The organism is Acidovorax sp. LjRoot194 (assembly GCF_964253015.1).
Classification (GTDB): Bacteria; Pseudomonadota; Gammaproteobacteria; order Burkholderiales; family Burkholderiaceae_C; genus Acidovorax.
Genome location: NZ_CAXUQB020000001.1, coordinates 524,024 through 544,668 on the forward strand (window position 1 = coordinate 524,024; position 20,645 = coordinate 544,668).

General features: G+C 64.0%; 16 protein-coding genes, 5 tRNA genes and 1 pseudogene. 17 read left to right on the plus strand and 5 right to left on the minus strand.

The genetic code is table 11. The features are described 5' to 3' along the window. Positions 1-24: 24 nt before the first annotated feature. On the minus strand, positions 25-627 hold the full coding sequence (locus ACSQ3N_RS02540) for a LemA family protein (protein ID WP_436147906.1): 603 nt from the start codon (positions 625-627) through the stop codon (positions 25-27). A 261-nt stretch (positions 628-888) separates the two neighbouring features. On the opposite strand from ACSQ3N_RS02540, the gene ACSQ3N_RS02545 reads away from it, so the two are divergent. The 3 genes from ACSQ3N_RS02545 to ACSQ3N_RS02555 all read left to right on the plus strand — a co-directional run bounded on the left by ACSQ3N_RS02545 (position 889) and on the right by ACSQ3N_RS02555 (position 2,979). Beyond that, positions 889-1,332 (plus strand): YybH family protein, encoded by a 444-nt coding sequence (locus tag ACSQ3N_RS02545; RefSeq protein WP_056164621.1) that lies wholly within the window; start codon positions 889-891, stop codon positions 1,330-1,332. Between the two features lie 68 nt (positions 1,333-1,400). Then, the gene (locus tag ACSQ3N_RS02550; RefSeq protein ID WP_436145508.1) at positions 1,401-2,426 is read left to right on the plus strand and encodes a YheT family hydrolase; all 1,026 of its coding nucleotides are present in this window, start codon (positions 1,401-1,403) and stop codon (positions 2,424-2,426) included. Then, positions 2,419-2,979, plus strand: coding sequence for a DUF2946 family protein (locus ACSQ3N_RS02555; RefSeq protein ID WP_436145509.1), 561 nt, complete (start codon positions 2,419-2,421; stop codon positions 2,977-2,979). The genes ACSQ3N_RS02550 and ACSQ3N_RS02555 overlap by 8 nt, the downstream gene beginning before the upstream one ends. A 225-nt stretch (positions 2,980-3,204) precedes the next feature. On the opposite strand, the pseudogene ACSQ3N_RS02560 reads toward ACSQ3N_RS02555, so the two are convergent. From ACSQ3N_RS02560 to ACSQ3N_RS02575, 4 genes and pseudogenes are all read right to left on the minus strand, one after another. Further along, positions 3,205-3,768: pseudogene (locus ACSQ3N_RS02560) on the minus strand (c-type cytochrome); the annotation flags it as partial. A 157-nt stretch (positions 3,769-3,925) separates the two neighbouring features. Further along, a complete protein-coding gene (locus tag ACSQ3N_RS02565) occupies positions 3,926-5,344 on the minus strand; it encodes an efflux transporter outer membrane subunit (RefSeq protein WP_056164611.1) in 1,419 nt (472 codons plus the stop codon). Next, on the minus strand, positions 5,337-8,492 hold the full coding sequence (locus ACSQ3N_RS02570) for an efflux RND transporter permease subunit (protein WP_436145510.1): 3,156 nt from the start codon (positions 8,490-8,492) through the stop codon (positions 5,337-5,339). The genes ACSQ3N_RS02565 and ACSQ3N_RS02570 overlap by 8 nt, the downstream gene beginning before the upstream one ends. Positions 8,493-8,505: 13 nt before the next feature. Then, positions 8,506-9,819: an efflux RND transporter periplasmic adaptor subunit gene (locus ACSQ3N_RS02575; protein WP_436145511.1), complete on the minus strand. Its 1,314-nt coding sequence runs from the start codon at positions 9,817-9,819 to the stop codon at positions 8,506-8,508. A 194-nt stretch (positions 9,820-10,013) separates the two neighbouring features. Here ACSQ3N_RS02575 and ACSQ3N_RS02580 point away from each other — a divergent pair, with 194 nt between their 5' ends. From ACSQ3N_RS02580 to rpoB, 14 genes are all read left to right on the plus strand, one after another. Then, positions 10,014-10,670: a TetR family transcriptional regulator gene (locus tag ACSQ3N_RS02580; RefSeq protein WP_056164602.1), complete on the plus strand. Its 657-nt coding sequence runs from the start codon at positions 10,014-10,016 to the stop codon at positions 10,668-10,670. Positions 10,671-10,768: 98 nt separating this feature from the next. Further along, positions 10,769-10,844, plus strand: a tRNA-Arg gene (locus tag ACSQ3N_RS02585). A gap of 95 nt (positions 10,845-10,939) precedes the next feature. Further along, positions 10,940-11,025: transfer RNA gene (locus ACSQ3N_RS02590), tRNA-Tyr, on the plus strand. A gap of 67 nt (positions 11,026-11,092) precedes the next feature. Then, positions 11,093-11,166 (plus strand) — tRNA-Gly (locus ACSQ3N_RS02595). A gap of 61 nt (positions 11,167-11,227) precedes the next feature. Then, positions 11,228-11,302, plus strand: a tRNA-Thr gene (locus ACSQ3N_RS02600). Positions 11,303-11,376: 74 nt separating this feature from the next. After that, positions 11,377-12,567 (plus strand): elongation factor Tu, encoded by a 1,191-nt coding sequence (gene tuf, locus ACSQ3N_RS02605; RefSeq protein WP_436145484.1) that lies wholly within the window; start codon positions 11,377-11,379, stop codon positions 12,565-12,567. Positions 12,568-12,588: 21 nt separating this feature from the next. After that, a tRNA-Trp gene (locus tag ACSQ3N_RS02610) sits at positions 12,589-12,664 on the plus strand. A gap of 90 nt (positions 12,665-12,754) precedes the next feature. Continuing rightward, entirely contained in the window at positions 12,755-13,141 is a 387-nt protein-coding gene (secE, locus tag ACSQ3N_RS02615; protein ID WP_056165003.1) for a preprotein translocase subunit SecE, read from the plus strand. Further along, positions 13,138-13,734 carry a transcription termination/antitermination protein NusG gene (nusG, locus tag ACSQ3N_RS02620; protein WP_056165005.1) on the plus strand — a complete coding sequence of 199 codons (597 nt, stop codon included), beginning with the start codon at positions 13,138-13,140 and terminating at the stop codon, positions 13,732-13,734. The genes secE and nusG overlap by 4 nt, the downstream gene beginning before the upstream one ends. A gap of 174 nt (positions 13,735-13,908) precedes the next feature. Further along, positions 13,909-14,340: a 50S ribosomal protein L11 gene (gene rplK, locus ACSQ3N_RS02625; protein ID WP_007850051.1), complete on the plus strand. Its 432-nt coding sequence runs from the start codon at positions 13,909-13,911 to the stop codon at positions 14,338-14,340. A gap of 1 nt (position 14,341) precedes the next feature. Further along, positions 14,342-15,040: a 50S ribosomal protein L1 gene (rplA, locus tag ACSQ3N_RS02630; protein WP_056165008.1), complete on the plus strand. Its 699-nt coding sequence runs from the start codon at positions 14,342-14,344 to the stop codon at positions 15,038-15,040. A 237-nt stretch (positions 15,041-15,277) separates the two neighbouring features. Next, entirely contained in the window at positions 15,278-15,802 is a 525-nt protein-coding gene (rplJ, locus tag ACSQ3N_RS02635) for a 50S ribosomal protein L10 (RefSeq protein ID WP_056165010.1), read from the plus strand. Positions 15,803-15,841: 39 nt separating this feature from the next. Then, a complete protein-coding gene (rplL, locus tag ACSQ3N_RS02640) occupies positions 15,842-16,219 on the plus strand; it encodes a 50S ribosomal protein L7/L12 (protein ID WP_007850046.1) in 378 nt (125 codons plus the stop codon). Between the two features lie 300 nt (positions 16,220-16,519). Further along, positions 16,520-20,632, plus strand: coding sequence for a DNA-directed RNA polymerase subunit beta (gene rpoB, locus ACSQ3N_RS02645; RefSeq protein WP_436145512.1), 4,113 nt, complete (start codon positions 16,520-16,522; stop codon positions 20,630-20,632). Positions 20,633-20,645: the final 13 nt, after the last annotated feature.

Genomic DNA, 20,645 nt, shown 5'->3' on the forward strand with positions numbered 1-20,645 from the left:
AGGGGCTGTGTCGGCGCGCAGGCCTCAGCGCTTGGGTTGTGATGCCGAGAAGTCCACCGTGGGCGGTGCGGAGATCTGCGCCTCGTTGGCGACCGTGAAGGTGGGCTTGGGCGCGTAGCTGAACGCCTTGGCCGTGAGGTTGGTGGGGAAGCTGCGCGCGAGCACGTTGTAGTTCTGCACGGTCTCGATGTAGCGGTTGCGCGCCACGGTGATGCGGTTTTCGGTGCCCTCCAGCGTCACGCGCAGGTCGCGAAAGCCCTGGTTGGCCTGCAGCGTGGGGTAGCGCTCGGACACCACCATCAGCCGCGACAGCGCGCCCGACAGCTCGCCCTGCGCCTGCTGGAACTTGCTGAACGCCTCGGGGTTGTTCAGCGTCTCGGGCGTGACCTGGATCGACGTGGCCTTGGCGCGGGCCTCGACCACGCGGGTGAGGGTTTCCTGCTCGAAGTTGGCCTCGCCCTTCACGGTGGCGACGATGTTGGGCACCAGGTCTGCGCGGCGCTGGTACTGGTTGAGCACCTCGCTCCAGGCAGCCTTGGACTGCTCGTCCAGCCGCTGGAAGTCGTTGTAGCCACAGCCGCTCAGGGCCAGAACGACGGTGAGCAGGGCAAGAATGCGTTTTGTCATCATGAAGGTGGGCACCAGGTAAAACTAAAAAGCCGGACATCAGGGGCCGGGCCGCCGTCGAGCGCTACTGCCATGCCGACCATTCGGCGGATTCTGCATTACACCGGCGCCAGCAGACCTGCCCGGTGCCCTGTACGGTTGGGGGGGCGACTGCACGGGTTGGCCGCACAGGTTGCCTGCACAATAGCAGCCTGCGCGCAGCCCGACCATGAGCCCAGCGCGCTTGTCGTCCTCGGACTTTTCCTACGCCACACTCACCCCATGCCCCGCCCCAGCGCCGCCACCCTCGGAGGGTCCTCGGATGACACCGAGGCCGCTTTCTATGAAGCCCTGCAGCGCGGCGACATCGAGCTGCTGATGTCCTGCTGGTCGGAGGACGACGACATCGTCTGCGTGCACCCCGGGGGCCCGCGGCTCATGGGGGCTGCAGCGATTCGCGCCGCGTTCGAGGCCATGTTCGCCCATGGAACGGTGCGGGCCCGGCCGGTGCAGGTGCACCGTGTGGTGGCCCTGTCGAGCGCGGTGCACAGCGTGGCCGAGCAGGTCGAGGTGATGCTGCCCGACGGCCTGCACCAGGCCGTGGTACTGGCCACCAACGTCTACCACAAGACCCCCGAAGGCTGGCGCATGGTGGCCCACCACGCCAGTCCCGGCACGGCGCCCGACGCGCAGGTAGTGGACACGCAGCGCCCGGTGCTCCACTGAGCCGTGATGCGGGACGTGGATTCAGGTAATTTTGTACCCTACCGCTTGATAGGTAAGCGTTTTAAGCTATGGAATATGTAGCGCCGCGCTGGTTGCCCGGTGGCCAGTTGCAGACCATCTGGCCTGCCCTGTACTCCCGCCGCGCGTTCGGCCCCCCGCCCCAGTACCGGCGCGAGCGTTGGGACACGCCGGACGGCGATTTCGTCGATGTGGATTTTCTGGTGGACGGTGCCCCCCGCACCGATGTCGCAACACCCCGGCCCCTGCTGGTCGTGTTCCACGGCTTGGAAGGTTCATCGCGCAGCCACTATTGCGAAGCGTTCGCTGACTTCGCGCGTGAGCGAGGCTGGGCCTGCGCGCTGCCGCATTTTCGGGGCTGCAGCGGCGAGATCAACCGCGCCCCGCGGGCCTACCATTCGGGCGACCATGCCGAGATCGGCTGGATCCTGCAGCGCCTGCGCGCATCGCACACCGGGCCGCTGGTGGCGGTGGGCGTGTCGCTGGGGGGCAATGCGTTGCTGCGCTGGGCCGCCGAGGTGGGCGAGGACGCCGCACGCAGCGTGGACGCGGTGGCGGCCGTGTGCTCGCCCATCGACTTGGCGGCCGGTGGGCACGCCATCGGGCGGGGCTTCAACCGGCAGGTCTACACCCGCATGTTCATGCGCACCCTGGTGCCCAAGGCGCTGCAGAAGCTGGCGCAGCACCCGGGGCTGTTCGACCGGCAGGCGCTGCTGGCCGCGCGCGACCTGTACGCTTTCGACAACGTCTTCACCGCGCCCGTGCACGGCTTTCGCAACACCGAGGACTACTGGCTGCGGGCCTCGTCCAAGCCGATGCTGCACCGCATCCGCGTGCCGGCGCTGGTGGTCAATGCGCGCAACGACCCCTTCGTGCCGGCGGCCAGCCTGCCGCAGGCGCACGAGGTGGGCCGCTGCGTGACGCTGTGGCAGCCCCCGCACGGCGGCCACGTGGGCTTTGCGCAGGGGCGGCTGCCCGGCAATGTGCGCGGCATGCCCGACGCCGTGGGCGGCTGGCTGGCGAATCAGGCTGACATCGGTGGCTGGACAGCCGCCGCACAATCGCCCCATGGATGACATCGTCAAGCAAGCTATTGCCAAATGGCCCAACGTGCCCCACTGCTACGGCTGGCTGGGGCTGGACGCGCGGGGCCGCTGGTACCTGCGCGACGACGCGGTGCAGGCCACGGGCCCCTTCCCCGACGCCAAAGGCTCGCTGCTGCAGCACGAAAAACTGATCGAGTTCATCGAGCGCAATTACGAGTCCGATGGACAGGGCCAGTGGTTCTTTCAGAACGGGCCGCAGAGGGTGTACGTCGAGCTGGAGGTCACGCCCATCGTCTGGCGCATTCAGCCGGACCTGTCCTTGGTGTCGCACAGCGGGCAGGCTGCCACGGCGCTCGATTGCCTGCTGGACGAAGAGGGCCGGGTCTACCTGGCCGCAACCCAGGGCCTGGGCTTGGTGCACACGCTCGATGTTCTGCTAGCGTCCGAGGCGGTGGAGCAGGGACTGTGGTCGCCGCGCGAGGTGCGGGCGGCCGATCTGGCCGGGCTGTACGGCTACATCCAAAGCCCCCAGGCGCTCCGGGCTGCCAGCGGCGGCGGGGCGGCTGCACCAGCGCCGGTCTGATGCGTCGGCGGGGCTCAGTGGAAATGGTCGGAACAGTGGGGCTGGCGCGTACCGCGCGGGCATGAAAAAGCCGACCTCGGTGGGTCGGCTCTCTTCGGTAGGGTGAGCGCCGTGACGGCGTACGTCCCTCAAGGAAAACGGGCCATGCGCCATTCACCCCCCCATGACCGCAGCGTGGTGCCGCAGACACAGTGTGCGGGCCGCAAGGCCCGCAGAGGATCACTGCGATGCAGCCGAGGCAGGTGCCGCAGCGGCAGAGGCATCCGCGGCAGGTGCCGATGCACCCGCAGCCGCCGGAGCGGCGGGCTCCGCAAACTTGGCACCCGCGGCATTGGCCATGTAGGCCACGGCGCGTGCGATTTCGGTGTCGTTGAAGTCACCACCACCCTGCGGCGCCATGGCGCCCTTGCCCTTCAGGGCCGAATGCACCAGGGTGTCGAAGCCGGTCTTGATGCGTTCTGCCCAGGCCGCGGCATCCGCGAGCTTGGGAGCCCCTGCAGCGCCCGTGGCGTGACAGGCAGCGCACTGGCCCTTGAAGACTGCTTCACCCGTCGCCAGAGGCCGGTTGGCATCGCGCACCTCGACCATGCCCACCTTCTGAATGCGCTCTGCGATGGACTTTTCAGGGTTGGCTGCACCCATGGCCGGCTTGTCGGCCGACGTGACGTACATGACCAGGCCGATGATGGCAAAGATAGGAACCACAAACGAGAAAAAACTCGCCAGCAGCAGTTGCTTGGGGCTCTTGATCGGGCCGGTGTGCGCTTCTTCGTGGTGGGTGTCGCTCATGACTTCCTCTGGTGTATCGGGGGGCTTTGTGAAATCAACCTTAAATTATATCTGCGGCCCCAGGAACTTCAGTCCCGCGCGACGCACACGCGCACCCCGATGAACCCTGAGTGCACCCCTCGCAGCCATGGGCGGGCCGCGGGGGGGCAAGCCCGCCTCAGGAGCGGTTGTCGGCCACAGCCGGCGCGCCGCCGCCCAGGGCCTTGTACAGCGTCACCTGGTTTTGCAGCTGCGCCAGGCGCACCTGCACCACTGCTTGCTGCGTGGCAAACAGCGAGCGCTGGGCGTCCAGCAGGTCGAGGTAGCTCGATACGCCGTTGCGGTAGCGCAGGTCGGCCAGCTGCAGGCGGGCGCCCTCGGCCTCGGCCTGCCGCTGCTGGGCCAGGGCCTGCTCGCCCAGTGTGGCCTGCCCGGCCAGGGCATCCGACACCTCGCGGAAGGCGGTCTGAATGGATTTTTCGTACTGCGCCACGGCAATGCTCCGTCCGGCACGCGCGCTCTCCAGGTTGGCCTGGTTGCGGCCCGCATCGAAGATGGGCAGCAGCAGCGACGGCGCAATCGAGAAGCCCCACGAGCCGCTCTTGAACAGCCCCGACAGCTCGTTGCTGGCCGTGCCCGCCTGCGCGGTGAGCGCAATGCGCGGGAAGAACGCCGCCCGCGCCGCGCCGATGTTGGCGTTGGCGGCAATCAGTTGCTGCTCGGCCTGGCGGATGTCCGGGCGGCGCGTGAGCAGCTCGGACGGCAGGCCCGCGGGCAACTGCGCCATGGCCGGCGCGTTGGCCAGGCGGCTGCCCGCCAGGCTGGCGCGCACGTCGTCGGGCAGGGCCTGGCCCAGCAGCAAGGCCAGGGCGTTTTCGTCCAGCGCGCGCTGGCGCTGTTGCTGCGCCAGCGTGGCGCGGGCCGCCTGGGTCAGCGATTCGGCCTGGCGGAAGTCCAGCTCCGACGTAACGCCTGCGTCCAGGCGCATCTTGGTCAGGCGCACCGATTCTTCGCGCGAGGCGAGGGTCTGGCGCGACAGCTCCAGCAGCTCTTCGTCGGCCAGCAGGTTCAGCCAGCCGTTGGCCACGGCAGCCACCAGGCTCACCTGCGCGGCGTTGCGGCCTTCTTCGGTGGCCAGGTACTGCGCCAGCGCCTGCTCCTTGAGGCTCGCGATGCGGCCGAAGAAGTCGATCTCCCAGGACGAGATGGCCAGGCCGACGCTGAACGAGTTGGTCAGGTCGCCGTTGCTGGCCGACGGGCCCCGGGTCGCGTTGGCGGCCAGGCCCACGCCCGGGTACTGGTCGGCACGCCGCACCTGGTAGGTGGCGCGGGCCTGCTCGATGTTGAGCACCGCCACGCGCAGGTCGCGGTTGTTGGCCAGCGCTGCTTCGATGAGCTGGCGCAGCCGGGGCTCGGCAAAGTAGTCCTGCCACGGGGCGGCGGCCGCGCCTTGTGCAGCGCCGGTGGTGTCTGCGCCGAGCGTCGTGTACGCCGACGGCACGGGAGCCGCGGGGCGCTCGTACGTGGGGATGAACGAGCAGCCGGCCAGCAGCGCGGCCGCGGCCAGGGCGGTGAGGGTGCTGCGGTGATTAGTCATGGGTTCCAACTCCTGCTTCTTCTGCATGGCGGCGGTTCATTTCCTGCTGGCGCGCGCTGCCCTTGAACAGGCTGCGCACCACGACGAAGAACACGGGCACGAAGAACACCGCCAGTGCCGTGCCGGTGATCATGCCGCCGATCACGCCGGTGCCGATGGCGCGCTGGCTGGCAGAGCCGGCGCCCGATGCAATGAACAGCGGCACCACGCCCAGGCCGAACGCCAGCGATGTCATCACGATGGGGCGGAAACGCAAGTGCGCGGCCTCCAGTGCGGACTCGACCAGTCCCTTGCCCTGGGCATGCAGGTCCTTGGCGAACTCGATGATCAGGATGGCGTTCTTCGCGGACAGGCCGATGATGGTGATCAAGCCCACCTGGAAGTACACGTCGTTGGCATACCCGCGCAGCAGCGTGGCCAGCAGCACGCCCAGCACACCGAGCGGCACCACCAGGATCACGGCCAGCGGAATGGTCCAGCTTTCGTACAGCGCGGCCAGGCAAAGGAACACCGCCAGCACGGCAAAGCCGTACAGGATGATCGCCTGCGATCCCGCCTGCTTTTCTTCACGCGACGTACCCGTCCACTCGAAGCCGAAGCCCGGTGGCAGCTGCGCGGCGAGCTTTTCCATCTCGGCCAGCGCGGCACCGCTGCTGTAGCCCGGGGCAGGCTCGCCGCTGATGCGCATGGCGGGGTAGCCGTTGTAGCGCACCGTCTGCTGCGCACCCTTGACCCACTTGGTGGAGGCAAAGGCCGACAGCGGCACGGGCTGGCCCTGCGCGTTGGTCGCGTTCAGGCGCAGCAGGTCGTCGGGCTGCATGCGACCTGGCGCGTCGGACTGCACCACCACGCGCTGCAATCGGCCCTTGTTGGGGAAGTCGTTCACGTAGCTCGAACCCAACGCGGTGGAGATGGCGCTGTTGATGGCGTCAAAGCCCACACCCAAGGCCTGCGCCTTGTCACGGTCGATGTCGATCTGCAGCTGTGGAGCGTCTTCCAGGCCATCGGGGCGCAAGCCCGTCAGCACCTTGCTCTGCATGGCCATGCCGAGCATCTGGTTGCGCGCGTTGACCAGGGCGTCGTGCCCCATGCCCGAGCGGTCTTGCAGGCGGAAAGAGAAGCCGCTGCCGGTACCCAGTTCCGGAATGGCCGGCGGGCTGAGCGGGAAGATGAACGCATCGCGCACGGTAGACAACGCACCGAAGGCGCGGCCCGCCAGGGCGCTGGCGGATTGGCCGGCGTCCTTGCGCTCGTCCCAGTCCTTGAGCGTCACGAAGGCAATGCCTGCGTTCTGCCCCTGGCCCGAGAACGAGAAGCCCAGCACGCCCACCATGCTCTGCACTTCAGGCTGCTTGAGCATGAAGCCTTCGACCTGCTTCATCGCCTCGAGCGTGCGCTCTTGCGTGGCGCCGGGCGGCAGTTGCACGTTCACCAGGATGTTGCCCTGGTCTTCCTGCGGCAGAAACGCCGTGGGGATGCGCGTGTACACCACACCCACCACGAGCAGGATGGCGCCGTAGATGACAAGGTAGCGCGCCGCCTTGCGCAGGATGCGCGACACCAGGCCCTCGTAGCCTTTGGCGGTGCGTGTGAACACGCGGTTGAACCAGCCGAAGAAGCCGCGCTTTTCGTGGTGGTGCCCCGCCTCGACGGGCTTGAGCAGCGTGGCGCACAGCGCCGGCGTGAGCGACAGCGCCATGAAGGCCGAGAAGGCGATCGACGCGACCATCACGGCCGAGAACTGGCGGTAGATGTTGCCGGTGGAGCCCGCAAAGAACGCCAGCGGCACGAACACCGAGATCAGCACCACGGTCACGCCGATGATGGCGCCCGAGATTTGGCGCATCGCCTTGCGCGTGGCCTCCAGGGGCGAGAGCCCTTCTTCGCTCATGATGCGCTCGACGTTTTCCACCACCACGATGGCATCGTCCACCACGATACCGATCACCAGCACCATGCCGAACATGGTCAGCACGTTGATCGAGAAGCCCAGCGCCAGCAGCGTGCCGAACGTGCCCAGCAGGGCAATCGGCACCACGATGGTCGGGATGATGGTGTAGCGCCAGTTCTGCAGGAACAGGAACATCACCAGGAACACCAGCACCACGGCTTCGACCAGGGTCTCGGCCACTTGCGAAATCGAGATCTTCACGAAGCGCGAGCTGTCGTACGGGATGGAGTACTTCACGCCTTCAGGGAAGAACTTCTGCAGCTCGTCCATCTTCTCGCGCACCAGGCGGGCCGACTCCAGCGCGTTGCCGCTGGGCGACAGCTGCACACCCAGGCCGACGGCCGGGGCGCCGTTCAGGCGCGCCGAGGTGGCATAGCTCTGGCCGCCGAGTTCGAGGCGTGCCACGTCCTTCAGGCGCACCGACGATCCGTCGGTATTGGCGCGCAGCACGACGTTGCCGAACTGCTCCACGCTGGACAGCTGGCCCTTGACCACCACCGTGGCCGCAATGCCCTGGCCAGTGATGTTGGGCAGGTCGCCCATCACGCCGGCGGACACCTGGGCGTTCTGTGCGCGGATGGCGGCCGTCACGTCGGCGGCAGACAGGTTGAAGCCGCGCAGCTTGTCGGGGTCGATCCAGACGCGCATCGCGTTTTCGCTGCCGAACAGCTGCACCTGGCCGATGCCCTTGACGCGCTGCAGCTCGGGCTGCAGGTTGCGGGCCGCGTAGTCGCCCAGCTCCACCGGGGTGTACTTGGGGTTGTCCGACGCCAGCATGGCAAACAGCAAAAAGTTGCTGCGGGCCTTGTCGACGCGCACGCCCTGCTGGGTCACGACGGACGGCAGGCGCGGCGTGGCGCGCGACAGGCGGTTTTGCACGTCCACCTGGGCCAGGTCGGAGTTCGTGCCGGGCTCGAAGCTCAGGGTGATGCTTCCGGAGCCATCGGCCTGGGCCACGGACTCCATGTACAGCAGGCCGGGCGAGCCGTTCATTTCACGCTCGATGACGGACAGCACGCTGTCCTCGAGCGTCTGGGCGGAGGCGCCTGGGTAGGCGGTGTTGATCACGATCGATGGCGGGGCCACCGGCGGATACTGGGCAATCGGCAGTTGCGTGATGGCGACGCCGCCCATCACCATGATGAACAGCGCAATCACCCACGCAAAGATGGGGCGGTCGATAAAGAACTTGGCCATGCTGGGCTGCCTCTTATGGCTTGGAGGCCGCGGCCGATGCGGCTGGAGCAGCCGATGCAGCCGTGGCGGTTGCCGCAGCCGGTGCCGCGGCGGAGGCGCCCGGCTGTGCAGGCGCGGCGCCCGGCGCTTGCCACGGCACAGGCTTCACCGGCGTTCCGGGCGGCAGCATCTGCAGTTTCTGGAAGCCGTCCACCATGACCTTCTCGCCAGCCTTCAGGCCGTCGAGCACCACCCAGCGGTTGTTCTGTGCGGCGCTGATCTTGATGGTGCGCTGCGAGATCTTGCCGTCATCGGACACCACGCTGATGGTGTCGCCTTGCTGCGTGCGCGTGACCGCCTGCTGGGGCAGCGTGATGGCGTTGCTGGCCTGGGCCTGCTCGATGCGCACGCGCAGGTACAGGCCGGGCAGCAGTTCGCCCTTGGGGTTGGGCACTTCTGCGCGCAGCGTGACCTGGCCGGTGCTGGCGTCCACCGACAAATCGGTGAACAGCAGCTTGCCCGGCTGGGCGTATTCCGTGCCATCGCTCAGCACCAGCTTGACGCTGGCGGCCTCGCCCCCGGCGCGCTTGAGCTGACCGTTCTCCATGGCACGGCGCAGCTGGAACACATCGCTGGCCGACTGCGTGAAGTTCACATACACCGGGTCGATCTGCTGCACCACCGCCAGCGCCGTCGCCTCACCCTGGCCCACCAGTGCGCCTTCGGTCACCAGCGCCCGGCCAATGCGGCCGGAGATGGGGGAGGTCACGCTGGCGTAGCCCAGGTTGATCTCCGCCGTGCGGACAGCCGCCTTGCCGACTGCCACGTCGGCTTGCGCCTGCTTCTCGGCCGCTTCGGCATTGACGAAGTCCTGCTTGCTGATGGCATTGGCGCTCACCAGCGGGCGATAGCGGTCCACCTGGGCACTGGCCTGCGCCAGATTGGCTTGCGCCTTGGCCAGGCTGGCGCGCGAGCTTTCTGCAGCGGCAGCGTAGGGGGCGGGGTCGATGCGGAACAGCGCCTGGCCCGCCTTCACATCGCTGCCTTCCTTGAACAGGCGCTGCTGCAGGATGCCTGCCGCGCGTGCGCGCACCTGTGCCGTGCGGGATGCCTCCACGCGGCCTGGCAATTCAGTGACCAGCCCCACATCTCCGGGAGTGGCCGTGACAACGCCCACCTCGGGCGCAGGCATTTGAGGGGGTGCACCGCCGGCAGCCTTGCCGTCGGTTTTTCCGCAGGCGACAAGGAGCATCGCCACCGCGCTCACCGCCACGAAAGTGCGCGTCGTGCGGTGCGAAAGGGCCTGGGGGAGGGCGGAGCTGGCGGATGGGTCACGCAGTGTGCGCATGAGAGTCCTTCTGATATGCGTCAAGGAAATGGGGTTGTAGGGGATGGCGGGCCGGCCACGGGCCGTCCCCGGAGAACCCGACAAAACAAGTGCGCGATTATACATACAACCATGAATGTATAATTGTCGATGTGTATGCCCTTGCGTTCTTGCAGGGGCATTAGGACCGGACGGAGCAGAGGAGATAAGCCACCATGGCACGCCGAACCAAAGAAGATGCCATTGCCACCCGCAGCAGCCTCATCGATGCTGCCGAGCAGGTTTTTGGCGAAAAAGGAGTGTCGCGGGCGTCGCTCAGCGATATCGCCCAGGCCGCAGGTGCCACACGCGGTGCCATCTACTGGCACTTCAAGGACAAGGTCGACCTTTTCAACGCCATGATGGACCGCGTGACGCTGCCCCTGGAGCAGGGCTACGGCGAGTTCGAAAGCAGCACGTGCCCCGACCCGGTACAGCGCCTGCGCGCCGTGATGGCGATGGTGCTGCGCGGCGTGGCCTTTGATGAGCGCACGCGCAGGGTCTTCGAGGTGGCGCTGTACAAGGTGGAGTACGTGAGCGAGATGGTAGGCGTGCGCGAGCGCCACATCGCGGCGTCCGAAGGGTTCACGCGCCAGCTGGCGCGGGATTTCGAGCTGGCGTCGCAAGTGCAGGGCGTCGTATTGCCGATGACGCCGACGGAAGCGGCGGTGGGCCTGCATGCCCTGTTTGACGGGCTCATCCGCAACTGGATACTCAGCGAAGGGGGCTTTGATCTGGTGGGGGTGGGCCGTGTCAGCACCGATGCGTTCCTGGTCGGCCTGGGTCTGTCGTTGCCCGAGGCTCGCTGCGATGGGTCGGGTGCGCTCGCTTGACGGCGTGGCTTGGCTGGTGCGCCGCTTGCGGACATGTCCATCTTGTTGGGGATCATGGCTCTGCATGCGATAATCTCGGGCTGTATTGATGCAGTCACGCGGCTGTAGCTCAGTGGATAGAGTATTGGCCTCCGAAGCCAAGGGTCGTGGGTTCGATCCCCGCCAGCCGCGCCAGATGCCTGGGTCCAACGACTTGGGTTTCGAAATTGTGCGGCCTCGCACAATTTTTCAGGCGGGCTAAAAATCAGTGCTATAATTCGAAATTCTCCGGAGGGGTGCCCGAGTGGCTAAAGGGGGCAGACTGTAAATCTGTTGGCTTACGCCTACACTGGTTCGAATCCAGTCCCCTCCACCAGTTAGTGAGTGTTGAGAGTGTCAGCTGTTCTGCTTGCGCAGGGCGGTCGCAAAGGTTGTCAGCCGATGCGGGAGTAGTTCAATGGTAGAACCCTAGCCTTCCAAGCTAATGACGCGGGTTCGATTCCCGTCTCCCGCTCCATCGCTTGGTAGTGCTGGTTGTTGAGTTAGAAATTTTGATGCCGTGCAAGTGGCATCAAGCTGCCCATGTGGCTCAGTGGTAGAGCACTCCCTTGGTAAGGGAGAGGTCGCGGGTCCGATTCCCGCCATGGGCACCACTTTCAGGTGCGTCCGATTCTGGTTGCGCCGAGATCCTGTTGTGTTGATTTAGATTTTTTTCGGAGTCGGAAAAATGGCAAAAGGTAAGTTCGAACGTACCAAGCCCCACGTCAACGTGGGCACGATCGGCCACGTGGACCATGGCAAGACGACGCTGACGGCGGCGATCGCCACGGTGCTGTCCGCCAAGTTCGGCGGCGAAGCCAAGGCCTACGACCAGATCGACGCAGCACCTGAAGAAAAGGCCCGCGGCATCACGATCAACACCGCTCACGTGGAATACGAAACGGCCAACCGCCACTACGCCCACGTGGACTGCCCAGGCCACGCCGACTATGTGAAGAACATGATCACCGGCGCAGCCCAGATGGACGGCGCCATCCTGGTGTGCTCGGCCGCTGACGGCCCCATGCCCCAGACCCGCGAGCACATCCTGCTGGCCCGCCAAGTGGGCGTGCCTTACATCATCGTGTTCCTGAACAAGTGCGACATGGTCGACGACGAAGAGCTGCTCGAACTCGTCGAGATGGAAGTGCGCGAACTCCTGGACAAGTACAGCTTCCCGGGCGACGACACCCCGATCGTGCGCGGTTCCGCCAAGCTCGCCCTGGAAGGCGACAAGGGCCCTCTGGGTGAAGAAGCCATCATGAAGCTGGCTGAAGCGCTGGACACCTACATCCCCACGCCAGAGCGCGCTGTGGACGGTGCCTTCCTGATGCCCGTGGAAGACGTGTTCTCCATCTCTGGCCGCGGCACCGTGGTGACCGGCCGTATCGAGCGCGGTATCGTCAAGGTCGGCGAAGAAATCGAAATCGTCGGTATCAAGGACACCGTCAAGACCACCTGCACCGGCGTGGAAATGTTCCGCAAGCTGCTGGACCAAGGTCAAGCTGGCGACAACGTCGGCCTGCTGCTGCGCGGCACCAAGCGTGAAGACGTGGAACGCGGCCAAGTGCTGTGCAAGCCCGGCTCGATCAAGCCACACACCCACTTCACGGCTGAAGTGTATGTGCTGAGCAAGGACGAAGGCGGCCGCCACACCCCGTTCTTCAACAACTACCGTCCACAGTTCTACTTCCGCACGACCGACGTGACTGGTGCCATCGAGCTGCCAGCCGACAAGGAAATGGTCATGCCTGGTGACAACGTGTCGATCACTGTGAAGCTGATCAACCCCATCGCCATGGAAGAAGGTCTGCGTTTCGCTATCCGCGAAGGCGGCCGCACCGTGGGCGCTGGCGTCGTGGCCAAGATTCTCGCCTAATTCAAGCAAGGCAGAAGATACAGGGGTATAGCTCAATTGGCAGAGCGTTGGTCTCCAAAACCAAAGGTTGTAGGTTCGATTCCTACTGCCCCTGCCACTTGACAGTGGCCTCCAACAAGCCCGCCAGGCCCTGGCGGGCTTCGGTGTCTTAAGTGGCGCCGAGACTCGTAGCAGGAATTATTCAAACATGGCCACTTCACAGGTTGAAACCGTCAACACAGGCGCTGACAAAGCCAAGCTCGCGGCAGTGGTGGCTTTGGTCATCGCGTCGGTGGCTGGTTTCTATTTGCTGAGCAAGCAAGGCGTATACGTCCAGTGGGCTGCATTGATCGTCGGATTGATCGCTGCCGTGGCGGTATTCCTGATTTCTGAGCCAGGTCGTCAGTTCATCGCTTTTGCCCAGGACGCTTGGCGTGAGGTCAAGAAGGTCGTCTGGCCGACCCGCAAGGAAACCTTGCAGATGACCGCGTATGTGTTCGCCTTTGTGGTGATCATGGCGCTTTTCCTGTGGTTCACCGACAAGACGCTGGAATGGGTCTTGTACGACTTGATTTTGGGATGGAGAAAGTCATGACGAGCGCTACGGAAATCACTGGAGCTGAGGCTCCTTCTGGCGCTTCTGCTTCCGCCAACCCAGACCTGCGCTGGTATATCGTGCATGCCTACTCGGGCATGGAAAAGGCAGTGGAACGCAACATCCAGGAGCGCATCGCGCGTTCGGGTATGGAGACCAAGTTTGGTCGCATTCTGGTGCCTACGGAAGAAGTCGTGGAGATGAAGAACGGCCAGCGCAAGACGACCGAGCGTCGCTTGTTCCCCGGCTACGTGTTCGTCGAAATGATCATGGACGACGACACGTGGCATCTGGTGAAGCACACCAGCAAGGTGACGGGTTTCGTGGGTGGTGCCAAGAACCGTCCTGCGCCCATCTCCGAAGAGGAAGTGCAAAAGATCGTCAGCCAGATGCAGGAAGGCACGGAGAAGCCACGCCACAAGGTCGAATTCATGGTGGGCGAACTGGTGCGCGTCAAGGAAGGTCCGTTCACGGATTTCAATGGCTCCGTCGAAGAAGTCAACTACGAGAAGAGCCGTGTGCGCGTCTCGGTGATGATCTTCGGTCGTTCCACGCCTGTGGAGCTGGAATTCGGCCAGGTCGAAAAGACCTGAGTCTTTTGCAAGGACCCTTACGGTCCACGGCGTGTTGCCCAGGGCAGGCACGCCACCAAATTTGGATCCCGCGCTTTCGACTCGGCGCGGTGATCGTCAGGAGAGAGTCTTAACCCCGGGGAGCCGATGCTGCATGGTGCAGCGGATGGCGTCATCACCCGCAAGGAGTAAAACATGGCGAAGAAAATCGTCGGTTTTATCAAGCTGCAAGTTCCAGCTGGTAAGGCCAACCCATCCCCACCTATCGGCCCAGCACTGGGTCAGCGTGGCCTCAACATCATGGAGTTCTGCAAGGCATTCAATGCGCAGACCCAGGGCGTTGAGCCAGGCCTGCCATTGCCCGTGGTCATCACGGCTTTCGCAGACAAGAGCTTCACCTTCATCATCAAGACGCCGCCTGCGACGACTCTGATCAAGAAGGCCATCAAGCTCGACAAGGGTTCTTCGAACCCTCTGAAGACAAAGGTCGGCAAGATCACGCGCGAACAGCTCGAAGAGATCGCCAAGACCAAGATGAAAGACATGAACGCTGCCAACGTCGACGCCGCTGTGCGCACGCTGGCCGGCTCTGCACGCTCGATGGGCGTGACGGTGGAGGGTTTGTAAAATGGCCAAGCTGACTAAGAAGCAAAAAGCCCTGCAAGGCAAGGTTGAGAGCACGAAGCTGTACGCCTTCGCTGACGCAGTCGTGATCGTGAAGGAAGCCGCTACGGCCAAGTTCGACGAATCCATCGACGTCGCTGTTCAGCTTGGCATCGATGCCAAGAAGTCCGACCAAGTCGTTCGCGGCGCCGTGGTGCTGCCCAACGGTACCGGCAAGACGACCCGCGTGGCCGTGTTCGCCCAAGGCGCCAAGGCTGAAGAAGCCAAGGCTGCTGGCGCCGACATCGTGGGTATGGACGACCTGGCCGCGATGGTCAAGGCCGGCGACATGCCTTTCGACGTGGTGATCGCCGCCCCTGACGCCATGCGCGTCGTGGGTACGCTGGGCCAGATCCTGGGCCCACGTGGCCTGATGCCTAACCCCAAGGTGGGCACCGTGACGCCTGACGTCGCTACGGCTGTCAAGAACGCCAAGGCAGGTCAAGTGCAGTTCCGCGTCGACAAGGCAGGCATCGTGCACAGCACGATCGGCCGCCGCTCGTTCGACAACGACAAGCTGCAAGGCAACCTGGCTGCACTGATCGACGCCCTGACGAAGGCCAAGCCTGCAACCAGCAAGGGTGTCTACCTGCGCAAGGTGGCAGTGTCCTCCACGATGGGCCTGGGTGTCCGCGTGGACACGCAGACCATCACTGCAGCGTAATTGCAAGAAATCTTCGGGCAGGCCTTCACGGGCAGGTCCGATGTGGTGGGCTGGGGCTGCTTCGGTAGCCACAGGCCATCCAAGACCGTTGGTGCGCGATCCGGTCGCGCTTAAAGCCAGACAAGGCACCAACGCAGATGGCGATCCCGCTGCAGATGGAATTTTCCAGAACAGTTGGTCGCTGCAACAAGAGCGCGCATGAGGCAACCGCCGAGTGCGCATTTTAAGGAGTAGACCTTGAGTCTTAATCGCAGTGAGAAAGAAGCGGTCATCAGTGAAGTGACCAGCCTCGCCGCTAAAGCTCAAACGCTTGTGATCGCGGAATACCGTGGCATCACGGTCGCCGACATGACCAAACTGCGTGTTGATGCTCGCAGCAAGGGCGTGACCCTGAGTGTTCTGAAGAACACCCTGGCTCGCCGTGCTGTGGCAGGTAGCGCATTTGACGTGGTGGCAGACCAGATGACCGGCCCGCTCATCTATGGCTTCTCCGAAGACGCTGTGGCCGCCGCCAAGGTGGTGGCCGATTTCGCGAAAACCAACGACAAGCTGGTGATTCGCGGTGGCGCTTTCGGTGGCAAGGCCCTGGATGTCAACGGCGTTAAGCAACTGGCTAACATTCCTTCCAAGGAAGTTCTGTTGGCTCAGATTTGTGGCTTGCTTATGTCCCCCATGTCGCGTACGGCCGTTGTGCTGGGCGCGCTGGCGGCGAAAAAAGGCGAAGGCGCTGCCGAAACGGCCGCCGAACCTGTTGCGGCTTGATAGCCCGGCAGACAACCAACTAATTGTTAGGAAATAAAAATGGCATTCGATAAAGACGCATTTTTGACCGCTCTGGACAGCATGACGGTTCTGGAACTCAATGACCTGGTGAAGGCCATTGAAGAGAAGTTTGGCGTGAGCGCTGCAGCCATGGCTGCACCCGCTGCCGGCGGTGGCGGCGGTGCTGCTGCAGCTGCTGAAGAGAAGACGGAATTCAACGTTGTGCTGCTCGAAGCCGGCGCCAACAAGGTGTCCGTCATCAAGGCAGTGCGCGAAATCACCGGCCTGGGCCTCAAGGAAGCCAAGGACCTGGTGGACGGCGCTCCAAAGAACGTCAAGGAAGCTATTGCCAAGGCTGACGCCGAAGCAGCAGTCAAGAAGCTGGTGGAAGCCGGTGCCAAGGCTGAACTGAAGTAATTCAGTCCCCTTCAAGGGCTGGAGTGCTCCTCGCGGGCCTCCAGCCTTTGGTGCTTTCAGAGCGCACTTGAAAACCGGTTGGGCCCGGTTGCCGCTGGCCCCAGGCCAACGGGCAGGCCCAACCGGTTTTCAAGTGTCTTCTGTCAATCCCGACAGCAGAAGATGCCTTGGTTCGGGTGATGTGCAACGCATCACCGTCCGCCATGGTTGGTAGTGGCCAACCGCCAAGCCCGCACGGAAACCTCTCCATGCGGGTCAGTCGTCGAAGACCCAGGACTCACGTCTTTGCCCGGAGATCTCATGGCCTATTCCTACACCGAACGCAAGCGAATCCGCAAGAGCTTCGGCACCCGCGATAGCGTGCTCGAAGTTCCTTATCTGCTGCAGATGCAGAAGGACGCATACACCGCATTCCTGCAGGCAGATAAAGCACCGCAGAAACGCACCATTGAAGGCCTGCAGGCTGCGTTCGACGCCGCCTTCCCCATCGTCTCCCACAACGGTTTTGTGGAGATGAAATTCATCGAGTACAACCTGGCCAAGCCCGCCTTCGACGTGCGCGAGTGCCAGACCCGTGGTCTGACCTTCGCCTCGGCCGTGCGTGCCAAGGTCCAGCTGATCATCTATGACCGCGAGTCTTCGACGTCGCAGTCCAAGGTGGTCAAGGAAGTGAAGGAGCAAGAGGTCTACATGGGCGAAGTGCCTTTGATGACCGACAAGGGCTCGTTCATCATCAACGGTACCGAGCGCGTGATCGTGTCCCAGCTGCACCGTTCGCCAGGCGTGTTCTTCGAACACGACAAGGGCAAGACGCACAGCTCGGGCAAGCTGTTGTTCTCGGCGCGCATCATCCCTTACCGCGGCTCGTGGCTGGACTTCGAATTCGATCCGAAGGACATCCTGTACTTCCGCGTGGACCGTCGCCGCAAGATGCCGGTCACGATCCTGCTCAAGGCCATCGGCCTGAACCCGGAATCGATCCTGGCGAACTTCTTCGTTAACGACAACTTCCGCCTGATGGACAGCGGCGCGCAGATGGAGTTCGTCTCCGAGCGCCTGCGTGGCGAAGTGGCCCGTTTCGACATCACCGACAAGTCCGGCGCGGTCGTCGTTGCCAAGGACAAGCGCGTGACGGCCCGTCACACCCGCGAACTGGAGCAGTCCGGCACCACGCACATCAGCGTGCCCGAAGACTTCCTGATCGGCCGCGTCGTGGCCCGCAACATCGTGGATGCGGACACCGGCGAAATCATTGCCAAGGCGAATGACGAACTGACCGAAGCGCTGCTCAAGAAGCTGCGCTCGGCCGGCGTGCAGGACCTGCAGGTCATCTACACCAACGAACTCGACCAGGGCGCCTACATCTCGCAGACGCTGCGCATCGACGAAACGGTGGACGAGTTTGCTGCCCGCGTGGCCATCTACCGCATGATGCGCCCCGGCGAGCCGCCAACGGAAGACGCAGTGCAGGCCCTGTTCCAGCGCCTGTTCTACAACCCCGACACGTACGACCTGTCGCGTGTGGGCCGCATGAAGTTCAACGCCAAGATCGGCCGCGACGAATCCACCGGTCCCATGGTGCTGTCCAACGAAGACATCCTGGCCGTGGTCAAGATTCTGGTGGACCTGCGCAACGGCAACGGCGAAGTCGATGACATCGATCACCTGGGCAACCGCCGCGTGCGCTGCGTGGGCGAACTGGCCGAAAACCAGTACCGCACGGGCCTGGCACGTATCGAAAAGGCTGTGAAGGAGCGTCTGGGCCAGGCCGAGCAAGAGCCGCTGATGCCGCACGACCTGATCAACAGCAAGCCGATTTCGGCCGCCCTGAAGGAATTCTTCGGTGCTTCGCAGCTGTCGCAGTTCATGGACCAGACCAACCCGCTGGCAGAAATCACGCACAAGCGCCGTGTTTCCGCATTGGGCCCAGGCGGTCTGACCCGCGAACGTGCCGGCTTCGAAGTGCGTGACGTGCACGTGACCCATTACGGCCGCGTCTGCCCTATCGAAACGCCTGAAGGCCCGAACATCGGCCTGATCAACTCTCTGGCCCTGTACGCCCGCCTGAACGAATACGGTTTCATCGAAACCCCGTACCGTCGCGTGGTGGACGGCAAGGTGACGAACGAGATCGACTACCTGTCGGCCATCGAAGAAGGCAAGTACGTGATCGCGCAGGCCAACGCCGTGCTCGACAAGGACGGCCGCCTGACCGGTGACCTGGTCTCTGCCCGTGAAAAGGGTGAATCCATCCTGTGCGGCGCAGACCGCGTGCAGTACATGGACGTGTCCCCCGCGCAGATCGTGTCGGTGGCGGCATCGCTGGTTCCGTTCCTGGAGCACGACGATGCGAACCGCGCGCTGATGGGCGCCAACATGTCGCGCCAGGCCGTGCCTGTGCTGCGTCCTGAAAAGCCTCTGGTGGGCACGGGCATCGAGCGCGTGGCGGCTGTGGACTCGGGCACCGTGGTCACGGCCACCCGCGGCGGTATCGTCGACTATGTCGACGCGACCCGCATCGTGGTGCGCGTGAACGACGAGGAAGCCGTGGCCGGTGAAGTGGGTGTGGACATCTACAACCTCATCAAGTACCAGCGTTCCAACCAGAACACCAACATCCACCAGCGTCCCATCGTCCAAAAGGGCGACAAGCTGGTCAAGGGTGACGTGATCGCCGACGGCGCATCGACGGACTTCGGCGAAATCGCCATCGGCCAGAACATGCTGATCGCGTTCATGCCCTGGAACGGCTACAACTTCGAAGATTCGATCCTGATCTCCGAACGCGTGGTGGCCGAAGACCGCTACACCTCGATCCACATCGAGGAACTGGTGGTCATGGCCCGTGACACGAAGCTGGGTGCGGAAGAAATCACGCGCGACATTCCGAACCTGTCGGAGCAGCAACTGAACCGTCTGGACGAGTCCGGCATCATCTACGTGGGCGCCGAAGTGCAACCCGGCGATACGCTGGTGGGCAAGGTCACGCCCAAGGGCGAGACCACCCTCACGCCTGAAGAGAAGCTCCTGCGCGCCATCTTCGGCGAGAAGGCTTCCGACGTGAAGGACACCTCGCTGCGCGTGGACCAGGGCTCGTCGGGCACCGTGATCGACGTGCAGGTGTTCACCCGCGAAGGCATCCAGCGCGACAAGCGCGCCCAGCAGATCATCGACGATGAACTCAAGCGCTTCCGCCTGGACCTGAACGACCAGCTGCGCATCGTCGAGGCCGACGCCTTCGACCGTATCGAGAAGCTGCTGAACAACCGCGTGGCCAACGGCGGCCCGCAAAAGCTTGCCAAGGGCACCAAGATCGACAAGGCCTACCTGGCGTCGGTCGAGAAGTTCCACTGGTTCGACATCCGCCCCGCGGAAGACGAAGTCGCCACGCAGCTCGAGTCCATCAAGAACGCTCTGGAGCAAACGCGCCACAGCTTCGACCTAGCCTTCGAAGAAAAGCGCAAGAAGCTCACGCAAGGCGACGAGCTGCCCGCTGGCGTGCTCAAGATGGTCAAGGTGTACCTGGCCGTCAAGCGCCGCCTGCAGCCTGGCGACAAGATGGCCGGCCGCCACGGCAACAAGGGTGTGGTCTCCAAGATCGTCCCGGTCGAAGACATGCCTTACATGGCCGACGGCACCCCCGCCGACATCGTTCTGAACCCGCTGGGCGTGCCTTCGCGGATGAACATCGGTCAGGTGCTGGAAGTCCACCTGGGCTGGGCCGGCAAGGGCATTGGCCAGCGCATCGGCAACATGCTGCAGGAAGAGGCCAAGGCGTCGGAACTGCGCAAGTTCATGGAAGAGGTCTACAACTCCCGTGGCCGTACCGAGGACCTGTCGCAGCTGAGCGATGAAGACCTCGTCGCCATGGCGGTCAACCTCACCAATGGCGTGCCGTATGCGACCCCGGTGTTCGATGGTGCTTCGGAAGAAGAAATCAAGGACATGCTGAAGATCGCCTATCCGGACGACATCGCCGAGCGCAAGGGCCTCACGTCCACGCGCACCCAGGCGTACCTGTTCGACGGCCGCACCGGCGAACGCTTCGAGCGTCCGACGACCATCGGCTACATGCACTACCTGAAGCTGCACCATTTGGTGGACGACAAGATGCATGCCCGCTCGACCGGTCCTTACTCGCTCGTCACGCAGCAACCGCTGGGCGGCAAGGCGCAGTTCGGTGGCCAGCGTTTCGGGGAAATGGAAGTGTGGGCGCTGGAAGCTTACGGCGCCGCCTACGTGCTGCAGGAAATGCTGACGGTGAAGTCCGACGACGTGGTGGGCCGTACCAAGGTGTACGAATCCATCGTCAAGGGCGAACACGCGATCGAAGCCGGCATGCCGGAATCGTTCAACGTGCTGGTCAAGGAAATCCGCTCGCTGGGCCTGGACATCGAGCTGGAACGCTCCTAAGCAGAAAAGGAAA